The sequence below is a fragment of the Paenibacillus sp. P36 genome, from assembly GCF_045866505.1.
Lineage (GTDB): Bacteria > Bacillota > Bacilli > Paenibacillales > NBRC-103111 > Paenibacillus_E > Paenibacillus_E chondroitinus.
Genome location: NZ_AP038372.1, coordinates 1,909,504 through 1,923,862 on the forward strand (window position 1 = coordinate 1,909,504; position 14,359 = coordinate 1,923,862).

10 protein-coding genes are annotated in these 14,359 nt (G+C 48.2%); 9 read left to right on the forward strand and 1 reads right to left on the reverse strand.

Annotation, left to right across the window (positions count from 1 at the left end; genetic code table 11):
- Window positions 1-14 precede the first annotated feature (14 nt).
- From ACKTT9_RS08735 to ACKTT9_RS08760, 6 genes are all read left to right on the forward strand, one after another.
- Window positions 15-1,826 (forward strand): HEAT repeat domain-containing protein, encoded by a 1,812-nt coding sequence (locus ACKTT9_RS08735; RefSeq protein ID WP_407871247.1) that lies wholly within the window; start codon window positions 15-17, stop codon window positions 1,824-1,826.
- A complete protein-coding gene (locus tag ACKTT9_RS08740; RefSeq protein WP_407871248.1) occupies window positions 1,802-2,893 on the forward strand; it encodes an ATP-binding protein in 1,092 nt (363 codons plus the stop codon). Before ACKTT9_RS08735 ends, ACKTT9_RS08740 begins: the two co-directional genes overlap by 25 nt.
- Entirely contained in the window at window positions 2,851-5,211 is a 2,361-nt protein-coding gene (locus ACKTT9_RS08745; protein WP_407871249.1) for a DUF5682 family protein, read from the forward strand. The genes ACKTT9_RS08740 and ACKTT9_RS08745 overlap by 43 nt, the downstream gene beginning before the upstream one ends.
- 3 nt (window positions 5,212-5,214) lie before the next feature.
- Window positions 5,215-6,420 carry a VWA domain-containing protein gene (locus ACKTT9_RS08750; RefSeq protein ID WP_407871250.1) on the forward strand — a complete coding sequence of 402 codons (1,206 nt, stop codon included), beginning with the start codon at window positions 5,215-5,217 and terminating at the stop codon, window positions 6,418-6,420.
- A gap of 123 nt (window positions 6,421-6,543) precedes the next feature.
- Window positions 6,544-7,500, forward strand: a complete 957-nt coding sequence (locus ACKTT9_RS08755) for a 3'-5' exoribonuclease YhaM family protein (protein WP_407871251.1) — start codon at window positions 6,544-6,546, stop codon at window positions 7,498-7,500.
- A 574-nt stretch (window positions 7,501-8,074) separates the two neighbouring features.
- The gene (locus tag ACKTT9_RS08760) at window positions 8,075-9,190 is read left to right on the forward strand and encodes an IS110 family transposase (RefSeq protein ID WP_407869224.1); all 1,116 of its coding nucleotides are present in this window, start codon (window positions 8,075-8,077) and stop codon (window positions 9,188-9,190) included.
- Between the two features lie 698 nt (window positions 9,191-9,888).
- Here ACKTT9_RS08760 and ACKTT9_RS08765 read toward each other — a convergent pair.
- Complete coding sequence (locus ACKTT9_RS08765; RefSeq protein ID WP_407871252.1) at window positions 9,889-10,350, reverse strand: Lrp/AsnC family transcriptional regulator; 462 nt, start codon at window positions 10,348-10,350, stop codon at window positions 9,889-9,891.
- Between the two features lie 273 nt (window positions 10,351-10,623).
- Here ACKTT9_RS08765 and ACKTT9_RS08770 point away from each other — a divergent pair, with 273 nt between their 5' ends.
- The 3 genes from ACKTT9_RS08770 to ACKTT9_RS08780 all read left to right on the forward strand — a co-directional run bounded on the left by ACKTT9_RS08770 (window position 10,624) and on the right by ACKTT9_RS08780 (window position 14,354).
- Window positions 10,624-12,009 carry an amidohydrolase family protein gene (locus ACKTT9_RS08770; RefSeq protein ID WP_407871253.1) on the forward strand — a complete coding sequence of 462 codons (1,386 nt, stop codon included), beginning with the start codon at window positions 10,624-10,626 and terminating at the stop codon, window positions 12,007-12,009.
- Window positions 12,010-12,059: 50 nt separating this feature from the next.
- Window positions 12,060-13,055 (forward strand): aromatic ring-hydroxylating dioxygenase subunit alpha, encoded by a 996-nt coding sequence (locus ACKTT9_RS08775; protein ID WP_246069242.1) that lies wholly within the window; start codon window positions 12,060-12,062, stop codon window positions 13,053-13,055.
- 204 nt (window positions 13,056-13,259) lie between these two features.
- Entirely contained in the window at window positions 13,260-14,354 is a 1,095-nt protein-coding gene (locus ACKTT9_RS08780) for an ABC transporter substrate-binding protein (protein ID WP_407871254.1), read from the forward strand.
- The last annotated feature ends 5 nt before the right edge of the window (window positions 14,355-14,359 follow it).

Sequence of the window (14,359 nt, forward strand, 5' to 3'; positions counted from 1 at the left end):
TAGGAGACGATTCTATGAGTATAGATGTTTTGTTTGAGCTGCAGCACGAGATACGCCGCTTGTTTATTGCGGGGAGCGGGATGGCCGCAGGCGATTTGCGATTGCAGAAAATGCTGCCTCAACTGCAAAAGCTGGGCGAATCGGTGCCGATTTTTAATCGAATGGCACAGGCAGTCAGCCAAGTGTTAGAGGCGGAAGTGAGCAGTTCGGCCGGGAAACTGTTGGAACTGGGTACGCTGCTGAACTCGGTGCTGTACACACAAGGGAAAACAGAAACGAAGGAAGAGCTTTTCCCCGTTGACGGGGCAGAAGCCACCCTTGTATCCCCCATTCCTTACCGCAAGCTGCAACCTCTAATTGAAGCGTTAACTCAAAAGGGACAGGGCAGAATGGAACAGCTTCGGCTTGGGCACGAAGAGAATTTGTTTCAAGATTTCCGTGTCATATCCGCAGCTGTAACGGCCTTGGATGACAGCTATGCGGAAATTCCTGATTTTCTGCACCGCAAGGTGCTACCTTCACTGGGTCAAGCGGCGCTGCCAGCTTTGAAGCAGCAGTTTAGGCAGGATGGCGGGAAGGGGGATGCCCGTCGACTAGAGCTAATTCATCCGTTGCTTCCCGAACCGGAAGCTTTGGATTGGCTTCTCCAAGCGGCGACGAAAGGTTCGACAGATGTTCGTTCAACAGCTATTGAACGCTTAGGCGACTATCCCGAGCAAGAAGAATTTATTTTGGATCAGGCAGATGATAAGAAAAAAGAGATCCGCAAAGCGGCACTATTCACCTTGTCGCGTCTTGGAACCGAGCAAGCGATTGCTCGATTATACAAAGCTCTTAATTCGAAGGATCAGGATATCGCTATTGAACCTGTTCAATTGTGTAGAGCCAATGATTTGACACTTCGCGTCATCCATCATGCCAATACCATGTTGGAACAAATCGTACAGCGCATAAATGTTGCAGAATCCGCCCAGATGCTAATGGCGGACATTCGCAGCTTATATGGTAAGCGAGTGCCTGAGGTCGTTAATTTGCTGGAAACATTGTTGTCAACAGCCGATTTTATCGTGCCGGAAACAGAAGTTGTTCAAGAGGCCGCTGCGGATCTTCTGCTTCAATTGGATTTGCCCGAAGCAGACCATTTTGCGGTTAAGCTGCATGAGGCATACAATCGCAATTTTATTGGATACAGCTTGAGAGCAGCTATCAAAATCCTGCCGCCAGAGGATGTTTATGATCGTTTTTATCCTGATTTCAAAGATAAAAAGCAGCCTGCAGCCAAGGAATTGCTGCGTGTTATGTATGACGTAACTCCCTCGCTGCATGCGCAGGTGTTTGATCAGATGAATGCGCCGATTCGCACACAATGGGACCCGAGATGGGTGCATCTGTTTGTTAAACTGGATGAGGAAGAATTGGTATGCCGGTTCGCCGGCGAGCCAGATCCTAAAATTACAGATTATCTCGTTAAAAAGTGTGAGGAACGGCCTAATTTTAATGCAAATAAGACAACGTTGATATTAGCCGTTTTGTTTAAGCAAAATTACGCAAAAGCACCAGCTCTCCTGATGGATATTTTGGAGAAACCCGGCAACAAGCAGTTTTATTACTTGGACCGCCTCCAACTTACGTTGTTGTCATTGCTTCCGAAATCCTATGCCGAGAGGCTGAGCAAATTCGCAGAGGGGCTCTCTTATCAGGGGATGAAAAGTCAATTGCTGGACATCGCGGAAACAGTAGCCGCTAAGCCAGAACAAGCCAATCACTTAGAAACAGATGAGAAAGGACAGGGATTATGGGGATGGATCAGAAGCAAGATGTCGTAAGATTGCCCTCTGAAAGACTTTATCTGGAGGAGCTGGAAGCATTAAAGAAATGGGATGAAGATGCCAAGCCGGTTGGATGGCAGCTTTCTCCAAAGGCTGTACTGATGTTTCTGACGGGCGGGAAGGTGAAAGGAGTCCCTATTACGCCTAAGTACATTGGGAACAAAAGGCTTGTGGAAATGGCGATAGCGACGTTGTTAACCGACCGTGCACTTATGTTGATCGGGGAACCGGGGACAGCGAAGTCATGGCTTTCGGAAAATTTGACGGCTGCGATTACCGGCGACTCCGGCAAAGTGATCCAAGGCACGGCAGGGACGAGTGAAGAGCATATCCGCTATTCCTGGAACTACGCGATGCTGCTTGCACAAGGACCTTCGGATACGGCCATTATTAAAAGTCCGATATTCCGAGCGATGGAAACCGGCGGTATTGCGCGTTTCGAGGAGATATCTCGCTGCGCATCGGAAGTGCAAGACGCAATGATTTCGATTTTATCGGAAAAGACGATTTCGATTCCTGAGCTGGGTAGAGAAGTATTCGCGTCCAGAGGATTCTCAATCATCGCAACGGCCAACACACGCGATCGCGGCGTGAACGAGATGTCTGCAGCTTTGAAACGGCGCTTTAACATCATCGTGCTTCCTTCGCCGTCGGATATCGAAACGGAAGTCGAAATTGTCCGTAAGCGGGTCGGTGAAATATCGGCCAGCTATGAACTGAAAGCTTCGCTGCCGGATGAGGAATCGGTGCGGAAGGTTGTGACGATTTTCCGTGAGCTGCGCAGCGGAATGACGCTCGATGGCAAAGAGAAGGTGAAAGGGCCGAGCGGAGTTATTTCCACGGCCGAGGCGATTTCGCTGCTGACGGGAAGTATGGCGCTTGCGGGCAGCTTTGGAAGCGGCAAGATTAGTGAAGAGGATATTGCGGCAGGGCTGCAAGGGGCAATTGTAAAAGATGAAGAGAAGGATCGCGTTGTATGGAAGGAATATCTTGATAATGTGATGAAAAAGCGAGGATCGACATGGAGAAATCTGTACTTCGCATGCTCGGAGATGAACAACTAGCTCAAGATTCGGGATTTCACGTTTTCGGTATTCGGCATCTATCTCCTGCAGGTGCTCATCATCTGCTCGCTTTCTTGGATGAGATAAGGCCCACAGCTGTGCTCGTAGAAGGACCGAGCGATGCAAGTCCATATATCGAAGAGTTATCATCGTCCGGCGTTGTTCCGCCAATTGCTATTTTAGCCTATACCAATGAACTGCCTGTAAGAACCTTGCTGTATCCATATGCGGCTTACTCACCGGAATATCAGGCTTTTCAATGGGCGAGTCGAAATTCGGCACTGGCAGCGTTCATTGATTTGCCTTCTGAGCACGCTTTGGCGTTGTATGAGCAAAGACAACGAACGTCATTTATTTCTGAAGCCGCAAAGGCAGAAGAATTTCAGACGTATGTTCATCAGCAGAGAATGCTGTATCAGCAGCTTGCTGAACTCTCGGAGGAGCCGGATTATGAGGCTTATTGGGAGCGGCATTTTGAGCATAATCTTCAAAAAAACGCCTACCGGATGAGCATACATCAATTTTCATTACAAATGCGGGAGCTGACCGCTCGACAAGAGATGAAGTTCGCACCTCAGGAAACGGCTTATAACGAGATTCGCGAAGCATACATGCGGCGTAAAATTCAAGAAACTATCGCATCCGGTCATGCACCTGAGAAAATCGTTGTCGTCACCGGTGCGCACCATGCCTCGGCTTTGGATTTCCGGTTCCCTTCTATGACGGATCAAGAGTTGAATGGGCTGCCAAAGACAGCAACGAAGTTAACACTAATGCCCTATTCCTACTATAAGCTTTCTTCGCATTCCGGCTACGGAGCTGGGAATCAGGCACCTGCTTATTTCGAACTCCTCTGGCAGTGTTTGCAAAAAGGGGATCTTAAGCGACTACCCGCTTTGTATTTCTCACAGGTAGCCGTTCATCTCAGAGAGCAGGGGACACACCGATCTACAGCTTCGCTTATCGAGGCGGTAAGGCTCTCCGAAGCTCTTGCTGCGATGCATGAAGGCAGCCAGCCGACGTGGAGGGATATGCGCGATGCGGCGATGGTATGTCTTGGTTACGGAGAACTTTCGACCATTTCCGAAGCCCTGGCAAGAACAGATATCGGGACAGCGATCGGCAGATTGCCCGAAGGCGTCAGTCAAACGCCTATTCAAGACGATCTGAACAGAGAGCTTAATAGGCTTAAGCTTGGCAAGTTTAAGTCAGCGGTTGCGACAACGTTAGAACTGGATTTACGTGAAAACCGCAGGGTGAAGTCGGAGGAAGCCGCTTTTCTGGATTTAAAACGTTCAATTTTCTTACAGCGGTTGGAGCTTCTGGGCATTAGCTTCGCCAAGAAACAAAGAGTTAATCAAGCATCAGCTTCGTGGGCAGAGGTATGGGTGCTGCAATGGACGCCGGAAGCTGAAATCCAGGCGGTGGAGTCAACCCTCAAGGGGGAGACTATCGAATTGGCGGCGGCATATGCGCTGAAAGAAAGACTCGATAACTGTGTAGATATTGCTGAAGCTTCACGCATCATTCGAATCGCTTGTGATTGTGATTTGACAGAGCTGATGGACCAAGCCACATCCGCGCTGCAAGGGCTTGCTGTGGATGCCGGCAGCTTTGAACAAGTCGCTGCTGCGGCTTATGAGCTATCAGTCTTGATCCGATATGGATCAATCCGCCGAATTGAAACCAACAGCCTGCTTCCGTTGCTCCGGCAATTGTTCCTACGAGGAACACTGCTGCTGATGGACGCTTCGAGCTGTAACGACGATGCCGCTCACGGCATGGTCCGTGCGATGCAATCTTTGAACACGATAGCTCAAGATGAGTTTGAAGTGGTGGATGATCTTTTATGGTTCAGTAAACTGCAGGAGCTGGCTTCGCGGGATGATCGCAATGCGAAGCTCTCAGGCTTCTCCTTCGCAATTTTGCTTGAACGTAACGAGATAACGGATGAACGTGTTGCACAGGAGGTTTCGCGACGGCTCTCACCGGGGATTCCCGTTGATCTTGGGGCAGGCTGGTTCGAAGGGATGTCCATGCGCAATCGGTATGCGTTATTGTCACGAGTAACACTATGGCAGCAGCTTGATACTTATATCGGATCACTAGAAAAAGAGGCGTTCCATCGTTCGCTTGTTTTTCTGCGCCGGGCTTTTGGCTCGTTTGAGCCACGGGAGAAGGCGGCAGTTGCTGAAATGATGGGCGACATTTGGGGCGTTGGCGCAGATCGAACAGGAGCTGCTTTGCAGCAGCCTCTTAGTGAAGAAGAGAAGGGGAAGCTGGATGAGCTCAATGATTTTGACTTTGGGGATTTGTAGCCTATGACAATGATTGATCAAGAACAATTGAACCGTTGGCGGTTGATTCTAGGCGCAGCTTCCGAAGAAAAGCTGCAGTCTTTCGGTACAGGCGGAGTTCATCTTGACGAGGAGTCGAGGCTTATGGATGAGGCTCTGGCTGCGATCTATGACGACACTTCTGCCAGCAGTGCAGAGTCCGATACCGGCGGCTCCCGCAAAGCCGGGCTCGGGGCATCTGCTCCTAAGCTCGCCAAATGGCTTGGCGATATTCGTACTTTTTTTCCACCGGATGTCGTATCCGTCATTCAAGCAGACGCCATCGAGCGCAAAGGATTACATCAACTGCTATATGAGCCGGAGCTTCTGTCCCAAGTCAAGCCGGATATTCAGATGGTTGCCACGCTAATGGCGCTAAAAGGTAAAATTCCGGAGAGGACCAAAGAAACAGCAAGGCAGCTGGTCAAAGCCGTTGTCGATGAAATCGTAAAACGGCTTTCCCAGGATTTGCGCCGTGCAGTTACAGGCGCGCTAAACCGAAGGCAGCATTCGCCACTGCCATCTGCTACAGGGCTGGACTGGAACACAACCATTCGCAAAAATCTCAAGCATTACGACAAGGAACGCGGACTTCTGCTGCCGGAAAAGGTTTATTTCTTCGATCGTGCTCGCCGAAGTAAGGAGTGGACGGTCATCCTGGACATTGACCAAAGTGGTTCGATGGCGGGGTCTGTCATCTATGCCTCGATTATTGGCTCGATTTTCGCCAGTATGCCAGCACTGGATACACGTGTGGTTGCTTTCGACACCGAGGTCGTTGATTTGAGCGAGCAGTGTGCAGAGGATCCCGTTGATATGCTATTTGGGATTCAGCTCGGCGGAGGGACCGACATTAACAAGTCGATCTCCTACTGCTCCTCTTTCATCACGGAACCGAAGAAAACATTGTTTATCTTGGTCTCGGATCTCTTTGAAGGCGGCAATCGTACGGAAATGCTGCAAAGGCTTATCGACATGCACCAAGCCGGCGTGAAAACCATATGCTTGCTCGCTTTATCCGATGAGGGAGTGCCTTCCTATGACGAAGCGGTTGCCAAAAAGCTGTCCCAATACGGCATTCCTTGCTTTGGTTGTTCACCGGATAAGCTGCCCGAGTTGATTGAAGGGGCTCTGAAAGGGTACGATCTTTCATTGCTTGCGGAGAAAGTGAAGCAGGGACAGGGGAAATAGGGAGCTGGATGAAGTGCGGCGGCTAGTCGCTCCCGACCTCCGCCGCCGAATCTATGAATGAATTCAGCCATTTTTGTCATTTTCATAGTATAATAGTTCCTAATGACATGTGGAGGAACTAAAATGACATTAATTAAACAGCTTCAAGCACCAGAAGAATTTGTTGGATTTTATCTCATTAAAGAATTGGAAATTAAGCAAACGAACACGACGCCTGCGAAGGATTTCATGGATATTGTACTGTGTGACGCCAGCGGGCAGATTTCGGCGAAAATGTGGGACGTCAGCGCTGCCGATAAGGAAACCTTTTTTCCGATGACATTGGTGAAGGTTCAGGGGCTGGTTCAAACCTATCGCGATAGATTGCAAGTGAAAGTTGGTAGAATACGCAAGGTATTGCCGGAAGATGGCGTACAAATGACTGATTTCATTCGGTCGGCTCCTGTCAGTCCAGTCGATCTTATTCATACCATAAATGGTGTTCTGGAAAGCATTGAGAATTCCGACATTAAATCAATCGTTTCTTTCTGTGTGGCGAAGGTTGGGGAGAAGCTTAATCACTATCCTGCTGCCAAAACACACCATCATGCCTATTTCGCCGGGTTAGCTTATCACATCGTGCGGATGCTGGAAATTGGCGAATTCATCTGCAAGCAGCGCCCGTTTCTTAATCCGGATTTGATCAAAGCGGGCATCATTTTGCATGATATCGCGAAGCCGGAGGAGATGATTGCGCAGCTGGGCATCGTTACGGAGTACAGCGTGCAGGGCAAGCTGCTCGGTCATATTTCGATGGCGTCGAATTGGATTACGGAGGCGGCTTTGCACCATGCGCTAGATCTGCAATCCGATGTCGTGATCGGTCTGCAGCATATCGTGTTGTCGCATCATAATTTGCCGGAATGGGGAAGCCCGGTGCTGCCGCAAATTCCCGAGGCTGTTGCTTTGCACTATATCGATTCGATGGATGCGAAGCTGCAGATGGTCGAGGATACGCTGCAAGTGACTCCGGAGACGGACGCTTGGACGCCTATGATTCGCGGATTAGAAAATAAGGCGATGTATCGTTTGAATTTATAAAAAAACCGTTAGGGCATTTATCATGCTCTGACGGTTTTTTTTTTGAAAGTTAAGAGTTTATCTACTCAAACAAATATTTTTCGTTGTAAAGACGGCTGTGCAGCAAAGTTGAAGGGCTACGATGCATTACATACAACGTAATGATGTGATCAGACCGCGATTGCGGTCTTTCGTTGCACATCATAAAACCATTTGTTGCAAAAGGTGAATTATAAGCGGTTTAAATGCAACAATTGTTGTATGAAGTGCAATATAGAGGCGAAGTGAGGCCCCTTTACGGCCAAATGGTTGCGCAAAATACAACATAGCTGTCACAGTCGCTGCTATCGCTCCATCGGTTCCTCCCTGAGGGGAACTACAGGGCGCTATTCCATCGAAATAGGCTCCTCTTCAAGTGGAGGGGAACTGACGTCCTCTATTTGTCCGTTTTCTTGAAGAAATCGGGGTTAGGCGGTCAAATAGTTATGATGAACGCACAACAGCCCCTAATATTTGCTGAATCGTAGGCTAAACTGGTAATGAACAATCAATCCATACCAATCCAGAGCTAATAAGCAAAATAGGAGCTGTTAATATGAAGCATACCACAAAATTCATAGGTTTAGACGTATCTAAAGACAAGATTTCTGTTGCTGTTGCAGACGCTGGACGCGACGAACCTCGCTTCGTTGGGCACTTCCCTCATAAACTGGAGTTCGTAAAAAAAATAATGAGACAACTCGGCAATGCTGAAAACTTAGAAGTTTGTTACGAAGCTGGCCCAACGGGTTATGTACTCTTTCACTGGCTAACTGCGCTCGGTATTACTTGTAAAGTTATCGCCCCTTCCCTCATTCCAGTCCGGACAGGCGATCAAATTAAGACAGATAAACGAGATGCCCTTCGTCTTGCTACACTGTTTCGCGCGGGAGAACTAACAGCTGTGCACGTACCAACTCCTGAACAAGAAGCTCTTCGCGATCTTGTTCGCTCAAGAGAGGATGCGAAAGAGGATCTCCATCGAGATCGCCAGCGGGTATTAAAGTTACTTCTGCGGCGTCAAATTTCTCATCCACCTGCCATCAAAAATCGTTGGACACGAAATTACAGAGAGTGGTTGACCAGCTTGAAATGGGAAAGAGAATCTGATCAGCTCATGTTTCAAGAATATTTGCAGGCGATTCATGAATCCGAAAGTCGCCTTCAACGTCTGGAAGCGAGCATTATTCAATATGCTCAAAAAGGGGCTTTGGGTCCAGTCGTTAAAGCACTTCAGGTATTAAAAGGAGTAGCCATCATCTCGGCGCTTACGCTTGTTGCTGAAATAGGTTGTTTTACACGTTTCCGAAATCCTGCCATGCTCATGGCTTACCTTGGCCTGGTCCCACGAGAGCATTCTACAGGACTTAGTACGCGAAGAGGAAGTATTACCAAGGCGGGTAATCGTGGAGTTCGTCGCACTTTGGTCGAATCAAGTTGGAGTTATCGTCATAAGCCATCGATAGGCAGGGAACTTAGAAAACGAATGGAAGGTCAGGAAGGCGAACTTCTGGCTGTCTCATGGAGAGCGCAAATACGGCTGAACAGCAAATACTGTAAACTTGTGTACCGTGGAAAAGAATCTAATGTAGCTGTAACAGCAGTTGCGCGAGAACTAGTCGGATTCATCTGGGAAATCGCGTGTAAAGTCGAACGATCTGTAACGGCCTAAAACCGACAACAGGGTTTAGAGTGCCCAGCCGACAGGCTGGGACAAGACATAGTCTTCAAATCATCCGAGCTGTCAAGGCTAAACGTTGCGCTTCGCGGCCTTGACAGTCGATACTTTAGCAGGAATAAGATACCTAAGTATGGTGAAACAAAAGCAATAATTGGGCCCAGGAGCAAAGTAGGGGTTGAAGAGAGTCCGTGTGAGGCCTTATGCACAACTATAGGTTTGCTAATAGCTGCGTGCGACAATAGTTTACAGGAAGCTCTTCTTAACGAAAGTCATTAACTGCGGTAACCAGCCCGCGAATATCAGGATGCTAGCCGTTGCTTGCATTTTGCTCCTGTGCCGAGTTATTTGCTTACAAAAAACACTCAATTACTCTCGTACTAAAATGGGGGCTTGACAGAGTGCGTTCATATCAAGGCCCTGCAGTTCCCCTTGATCACGGAAACGGGCTTAATTTGTTAGAATAGCGCCCCGTAGTTCCTCCAAGTAGCCCGCCCGCCAGCTTACCACTCCTAAGTGGATGCCCCCCTCCGCCAAATGTCTCAGTAACACTGGATTGTTAGCGGCACTGGGTATTCTCCACCGCCAAAATTCGCTCCCACTGCGCTCTTAACAAGCTAAACTACGGAGGGGAATTAACTCTACGCGCTCGTCCTAAAAGGACGACAAAGTCGTTTATTCTTGGTTACTAATTAAAGCTCCAGCCCAGTCCCCTGCTTAAAACGCTTAATCACCACTTGCGTATTCACGCGAACAACGCCACCCAGTTTGTAGATGTTCTGATACAAAAATGCCTCTAACGCGGCTTCATCCTTCAACAGAGCATGCATATGCAGCGAACTGCTTCCTGTCATTTGATAAATCGAGATGACATTGGGATCCGCCGATAGTTGATTGCCTACCTCTTCAGCAAAACGCGGTTCAACCTCCACTTCGAAAAAAGCACTGACGACCTTGCCTAGCTTTGTTGCATTCAATCGAATAGTGAAGTTCTCGATGACCTCATTGTCGATCAGGTTTTCGACCCGTTTTTGAATCGCTACACGCGACAGATTAAGGATTTCGCCAATTTTGGCGTAAGAAAGGCGGCCATTCTCATGCAGCAGCCTGATAATTTCTTGATCCACTTGATCGAGATGTGGAAGATCCATCATGACACAACTCCTTACACAGAAAAATATATACAGTTGATTATAAAAAACATATTTTCACGAAAAAACAGCACTAATGCCTTCGAAAATCAAAGAATGTTAACCAATTTTACGATGATCCACTAAAAAACGTTACAAACTGTTTGGTTTTCATTTACAAGTGACGTTGACGGAAAAGATTGCCGCTCCTATAATCGTGTTAATAAACATAACACATAATCATAAAATTTTAAACGGTGTAATAAAAGTTAACGCAAGAAAGGTGGCGGCAATCGAATGTCCAAGAAGCTGATTTACAACGGTACGATTATGACCATGAATGCCACCAATCAGATATTCAAGCCAGGTTACGTCTATCTGGAGCACGATGTCATCGTGGAAGTGGGTGCATGGAGCGAAGATGGAAGAATGGATGACCTTAAGGCGGAGGCGGCATATGTCTACGATGCAAAAGGGAAAGTTGTGATACCTGGCATCATCAACGGGCATACGCATTTGTTTCAGACGTTTATGCGAGGCGTTTCCGATCACTCTCCGCTTGCGCAGTGGCTGAAGGAGATCATTTGGCCGATGAGCTTGGCGATGGAGCCAGAAGATTTCTATTTAGCTGCATTGATTGGATGCATTGAAAATCTGAAATCGGGCGCCACTTATATCATGGATCATCATTATATTCATACCTACCCGGAGAATGACGCGAGTGTGCTGCGAGCCATGGTCGATTCCGGCATTCGCGGGCATTTGGCCCGAGGAGGATCGGATTTGGCCGGAGAAGTCCGATTGCGGGAGACCGAGGAACAAATCTTTGGCGCTACGGACCGCTTGCTTGATGAATGGGAAGGAGCAGCTTCAGGACGAATCCGCATCGCGCTTGGGCCGCTCAATTTATATGGCTGTTCGCGTGGCTATCTGGAGCGGGCGGCGGTTTTCAGCCGGGATCGCCATCTCATTTCACACGTGCATGTGGCGGAAACGAGCGAGCAAATCGATACAACGATGGCACGTTATGGATTGCGTAACTTGGAGCTCCTGAATGAAGTTGGACTTCTGGGCGAGCAAACGCAGGTTGTGCACGGGGTTTGGCTGGATGACGGCGAGCTGGCCATGATTCGCGATCAAGGGGCATCGGTTATTCACTGCCCTGTTTCCAACATGTATTTGGCATCCGGCGTGGCCCGAGTGCCTGAGATGCTGCGCATGGGTATAAATGTCGCTTTGGGGACGGACGGTCCCGGCAGCAATAACTGCCAAGACAACCTAGAGGTTCTAAAGTTCACGGCTTGCTTGCACAAGGTAAATGAGCTGGATGCCACCTTATTGCCTCCGATAGATGTGCTGCGTATGGCGACGGTGAATGGCGCGAAGGCGGTTGGAAGGAGCAATGAGTTGGGCAGTCTGGAACCTGGCAAGAAGGCAGACCTGGTAGCGGTAGATATGATGAAGGCACATATCAGCCCCGTCCATCGCGCATCTTCTGCTTTGGTATACAACGCGAACGGCAATGACGTAGATCTTGTCATCGTAGGCGGCAACGTCGTTGTCGATAAAGGCGTATGCACCTGGGTGGATGAGCAGGAGATTTTACAGAGAGCACAAGCAAGGATCAACGTCCTGCGTGCCAAATTAGCTGGAAAATATCCTGTTTTCGCAGACAACGAGTAGTTTTTTACAGGCTCAAATATGTTCATATATTTCGTAGGAGGATGATAGTTATGGCCTTACAACGTCTACATGATCCCGTTCTGGAAAATGATTGGCATGCGGTGTATCTCGCATCAGAATTGAAGGAGCAGCCTGTTGGTGTCATTATTTTAGGCGAAAGAGTGGCGCTTTACCGTTCCAGCAAAGGGGTTCATGCCATGCAGGACCTATGCGTTCATCGTGGAGCGATGCTTTCCAAAGGCTGGGTGCAAAACGATGCGTTAGTCTGCCCTTACCACGGTTGGCAATATGATTCTTCCGGCCAATGTGTCTGTATTCCGGCACAGCCCAAGGGGGAGAAAATCCCGCCAAGAGCCAAAGCTCAGCTTTTCCACTGCGAAGAAAAATACGGTTTTATTTGGGTGTGTATCGGTGAGCCGACAGCACCGCTGCCTCATTTCGACGAGTTTGCCAATCCGGAGTTTCGTCCACTGCCATGCGGCCCTTATAAGGTGGCGGCAGCGGGGACAAGAGTGATCGAGAACTTTACGGATTTCGCCCATCTGATGTTCGTTCACCAGAATTTACTGGGACACCCGGACTATGCGGAGCTGCCTGACTTCGAGGTCATCAAAGAAAAAGAACGGATTTATATTGAACATATTCCGATTTTTCAGCCTGTAGCCCATTCCGGTTCAGATAAAAGTGAAGGAACGACTTACGTGTATAGGAAGGAAGTGTACCGGCCTTTATCGGCTCGGCTAAGCAAAGCGGATCCGAGCAACGGCCAAACCTTGTGGATCATGCTGACAGTCCTCCCTGTGGCCGCAGAAGAATGTATTGTCCACATGATGGTGTCACGTAATTATGCCTTTGATGTGGATGATGCGAATTTCATCCGGTTTCAGGATATCGTCTTTGATCAAGATGCCAAGGTGATTGAAACGCAGAAACCGGAGCTGCTCCCGCTTGATCTGCAAGTGGAGCTTAATCACAAGGTAGACAGGTTTTCTATCGCCTATCGCCGTTGGTTACGGGAGCTCGGAGTTAAGGTTGGCGTCGTATAAATCCGTTTAATGTTCGTTTTTAAGTGTATATTATAGCTTGTCACTCACTATATTCTTGAAAATATAATAAAAAGACGTACTTTTATTGTAATTAAACACAAAACGTTAGTATCTTCGTTGACGCGCATAGACGATCAATTCTATATTTGACTAAAGGTCGATAAGTACTTTGTAGAGATAACCAAATATGGAGGGGATGTTCAAATGAAACGATTCAATGATACGAATCCGCTAGTCGCCAAACGCCCGGTACTCTTGTCAATTAGCTTTATTGCAATCTCAAGTATGCTTGCCGCATGCGGTAGTGGAAGCACCTCAGTTTCATCATCGCCAAGCGCACCACCTTCCACAGCGCCGGCGGCTTCCACAGCTCCCGCTGCATCAACAGCGGCTGCGACGGCGCCAAAAGCTATCGTTCCAGCAACGGTTGTTTTGAACTGGTTCGCTGAGCCGGAGCATGGCGGCAACTTTGCGGCGTTAGCCAAAGGTTACTACAAAGATGCAGGCTTGGATATGACGCTGATGCCAGGTGGACCTCAGGTATCGTCTACACAGATTGTCGCCTCAGGCAAAGCGCAATTCGGGATGGCTAACGGCGACGATATTTTGGTGGCCAGACAAGAGGGTATTCCAATTGTAGCGATCGCAACCTCGTTGCAGAAGAGCCCGCAAGCTTTGTTTTACCATAAAGATTCAGGAGTGAAAGACTTTGCTGATCTCAATGGTCACAAAGTGTATGTGGCTTCCACGGCAAGCTTCTGGCAGTTCATTAAGAAGAAATACAAATTAGACTCTGCCCAAGAAATGAAATACACTGGCCAATTAGTCAATTTTGTTAATGATAAAACATCGCTCACACAAGGATACGTGACTAGCGAGCCTTTCACCCTTGATCAGCAAAAAGTGGAGTATGGCACACTGCTGAATGCCGATTCCGGATACAACATTTATGGCGGAGTTTACTTCACGACGGAGAAGATGATTGCCGAACATCCGGATCAAGTGAAAGCTTTCGTGGAAGCCACGGTCAAAGGATGGGATTACTACAAAGATCATTCGGAAGAGATTAACCCGAGCATTCAACAAAAGAACCCCGATATGGGCTTAGATATGATGAAATTTAGTGCTGCAAAAGAAATGGATTTCGTGTTTGGCGGCGATGCTGCAACCAAAGGGACCGGCGTCATGACCAAGGAACGCTGGGAGGAAGTTCAGAAGCAATTAGTGGATGTTGGTGTGCTAAAAACAGCTGAAAGTATTGATAAGGTGTTTACAACGCAATTTTTATCTAAAAAATAATAACG

Coding starts and splice junctions, on each gene's coding strand:
- ACKTT9_RS08735 (WP_407871247.1), top strand. CDS start 15: ATGAGTATAGATGTTTTGTTTGAGCTGCAGCACGAGATACGCCGCTTG.
- ACKTT9_RS08740 (WP_407871248.1), top strand. CDS start 1,802: ATGGATCAGAAGCAAGATGTCGTAAGATTGCCCTCTGAAAGACTTTAT.
- ACKTT9_RS08745 (WP_407871249.1), top strand. CDS start 2,851: ATGGAGAAATCTGTACTTCGCATGCTCGGAGATGAACAACTAGCTCAA.
- ACKTT9_RS08750 (WP_407871250.1), top strand. CDS start 5,215: ATGACAATGATTGATCAAGAACAATTGAACCGTTGGCGGTTGATTCTA.
- ACKTT9_RS08755 (WP_407871251.1), top strand. CDS start 6,544: ATGACATTAATTAAACAGCTTCAAGCACCAGAAGAATTTGTTGGATTT.
- ACKTT9_RS08760 (WP_407869224.1), top strand. CDS start 8,075: ATGAAGCATACCACAAAATTCATAGGTTTAGACGTATCTAAAGACAAG.
- ACKTT9_RS08765 (WP_407871252.1), bottom strand. CDS start 10,350: ATGATGGATCTTCCACATCTCGATCAAGTGGATCAAGAAATTATCAGG.
- ACKTT9_RS08770 (WP_407871253.1), top strand. CDS start 10,624: ATGTCCAAGAAGCTGATTTACAACGGTACGATTATGACCATGAATGCC.
- ACKTT9_RS08775 (WP_246069242.1), top strand. CDS start 12,060: ATGGCCTTACAACGTCTACATGATCCCGTTCTGGAAAATGATTGGCAT.
- ACKTT9_RS08780 (WP_407871254.1), top strand. CDS start 13,260: ATGAAACGATTCAATGATACGAATCCGCTAGTCGCCAAACGCCCGGTA.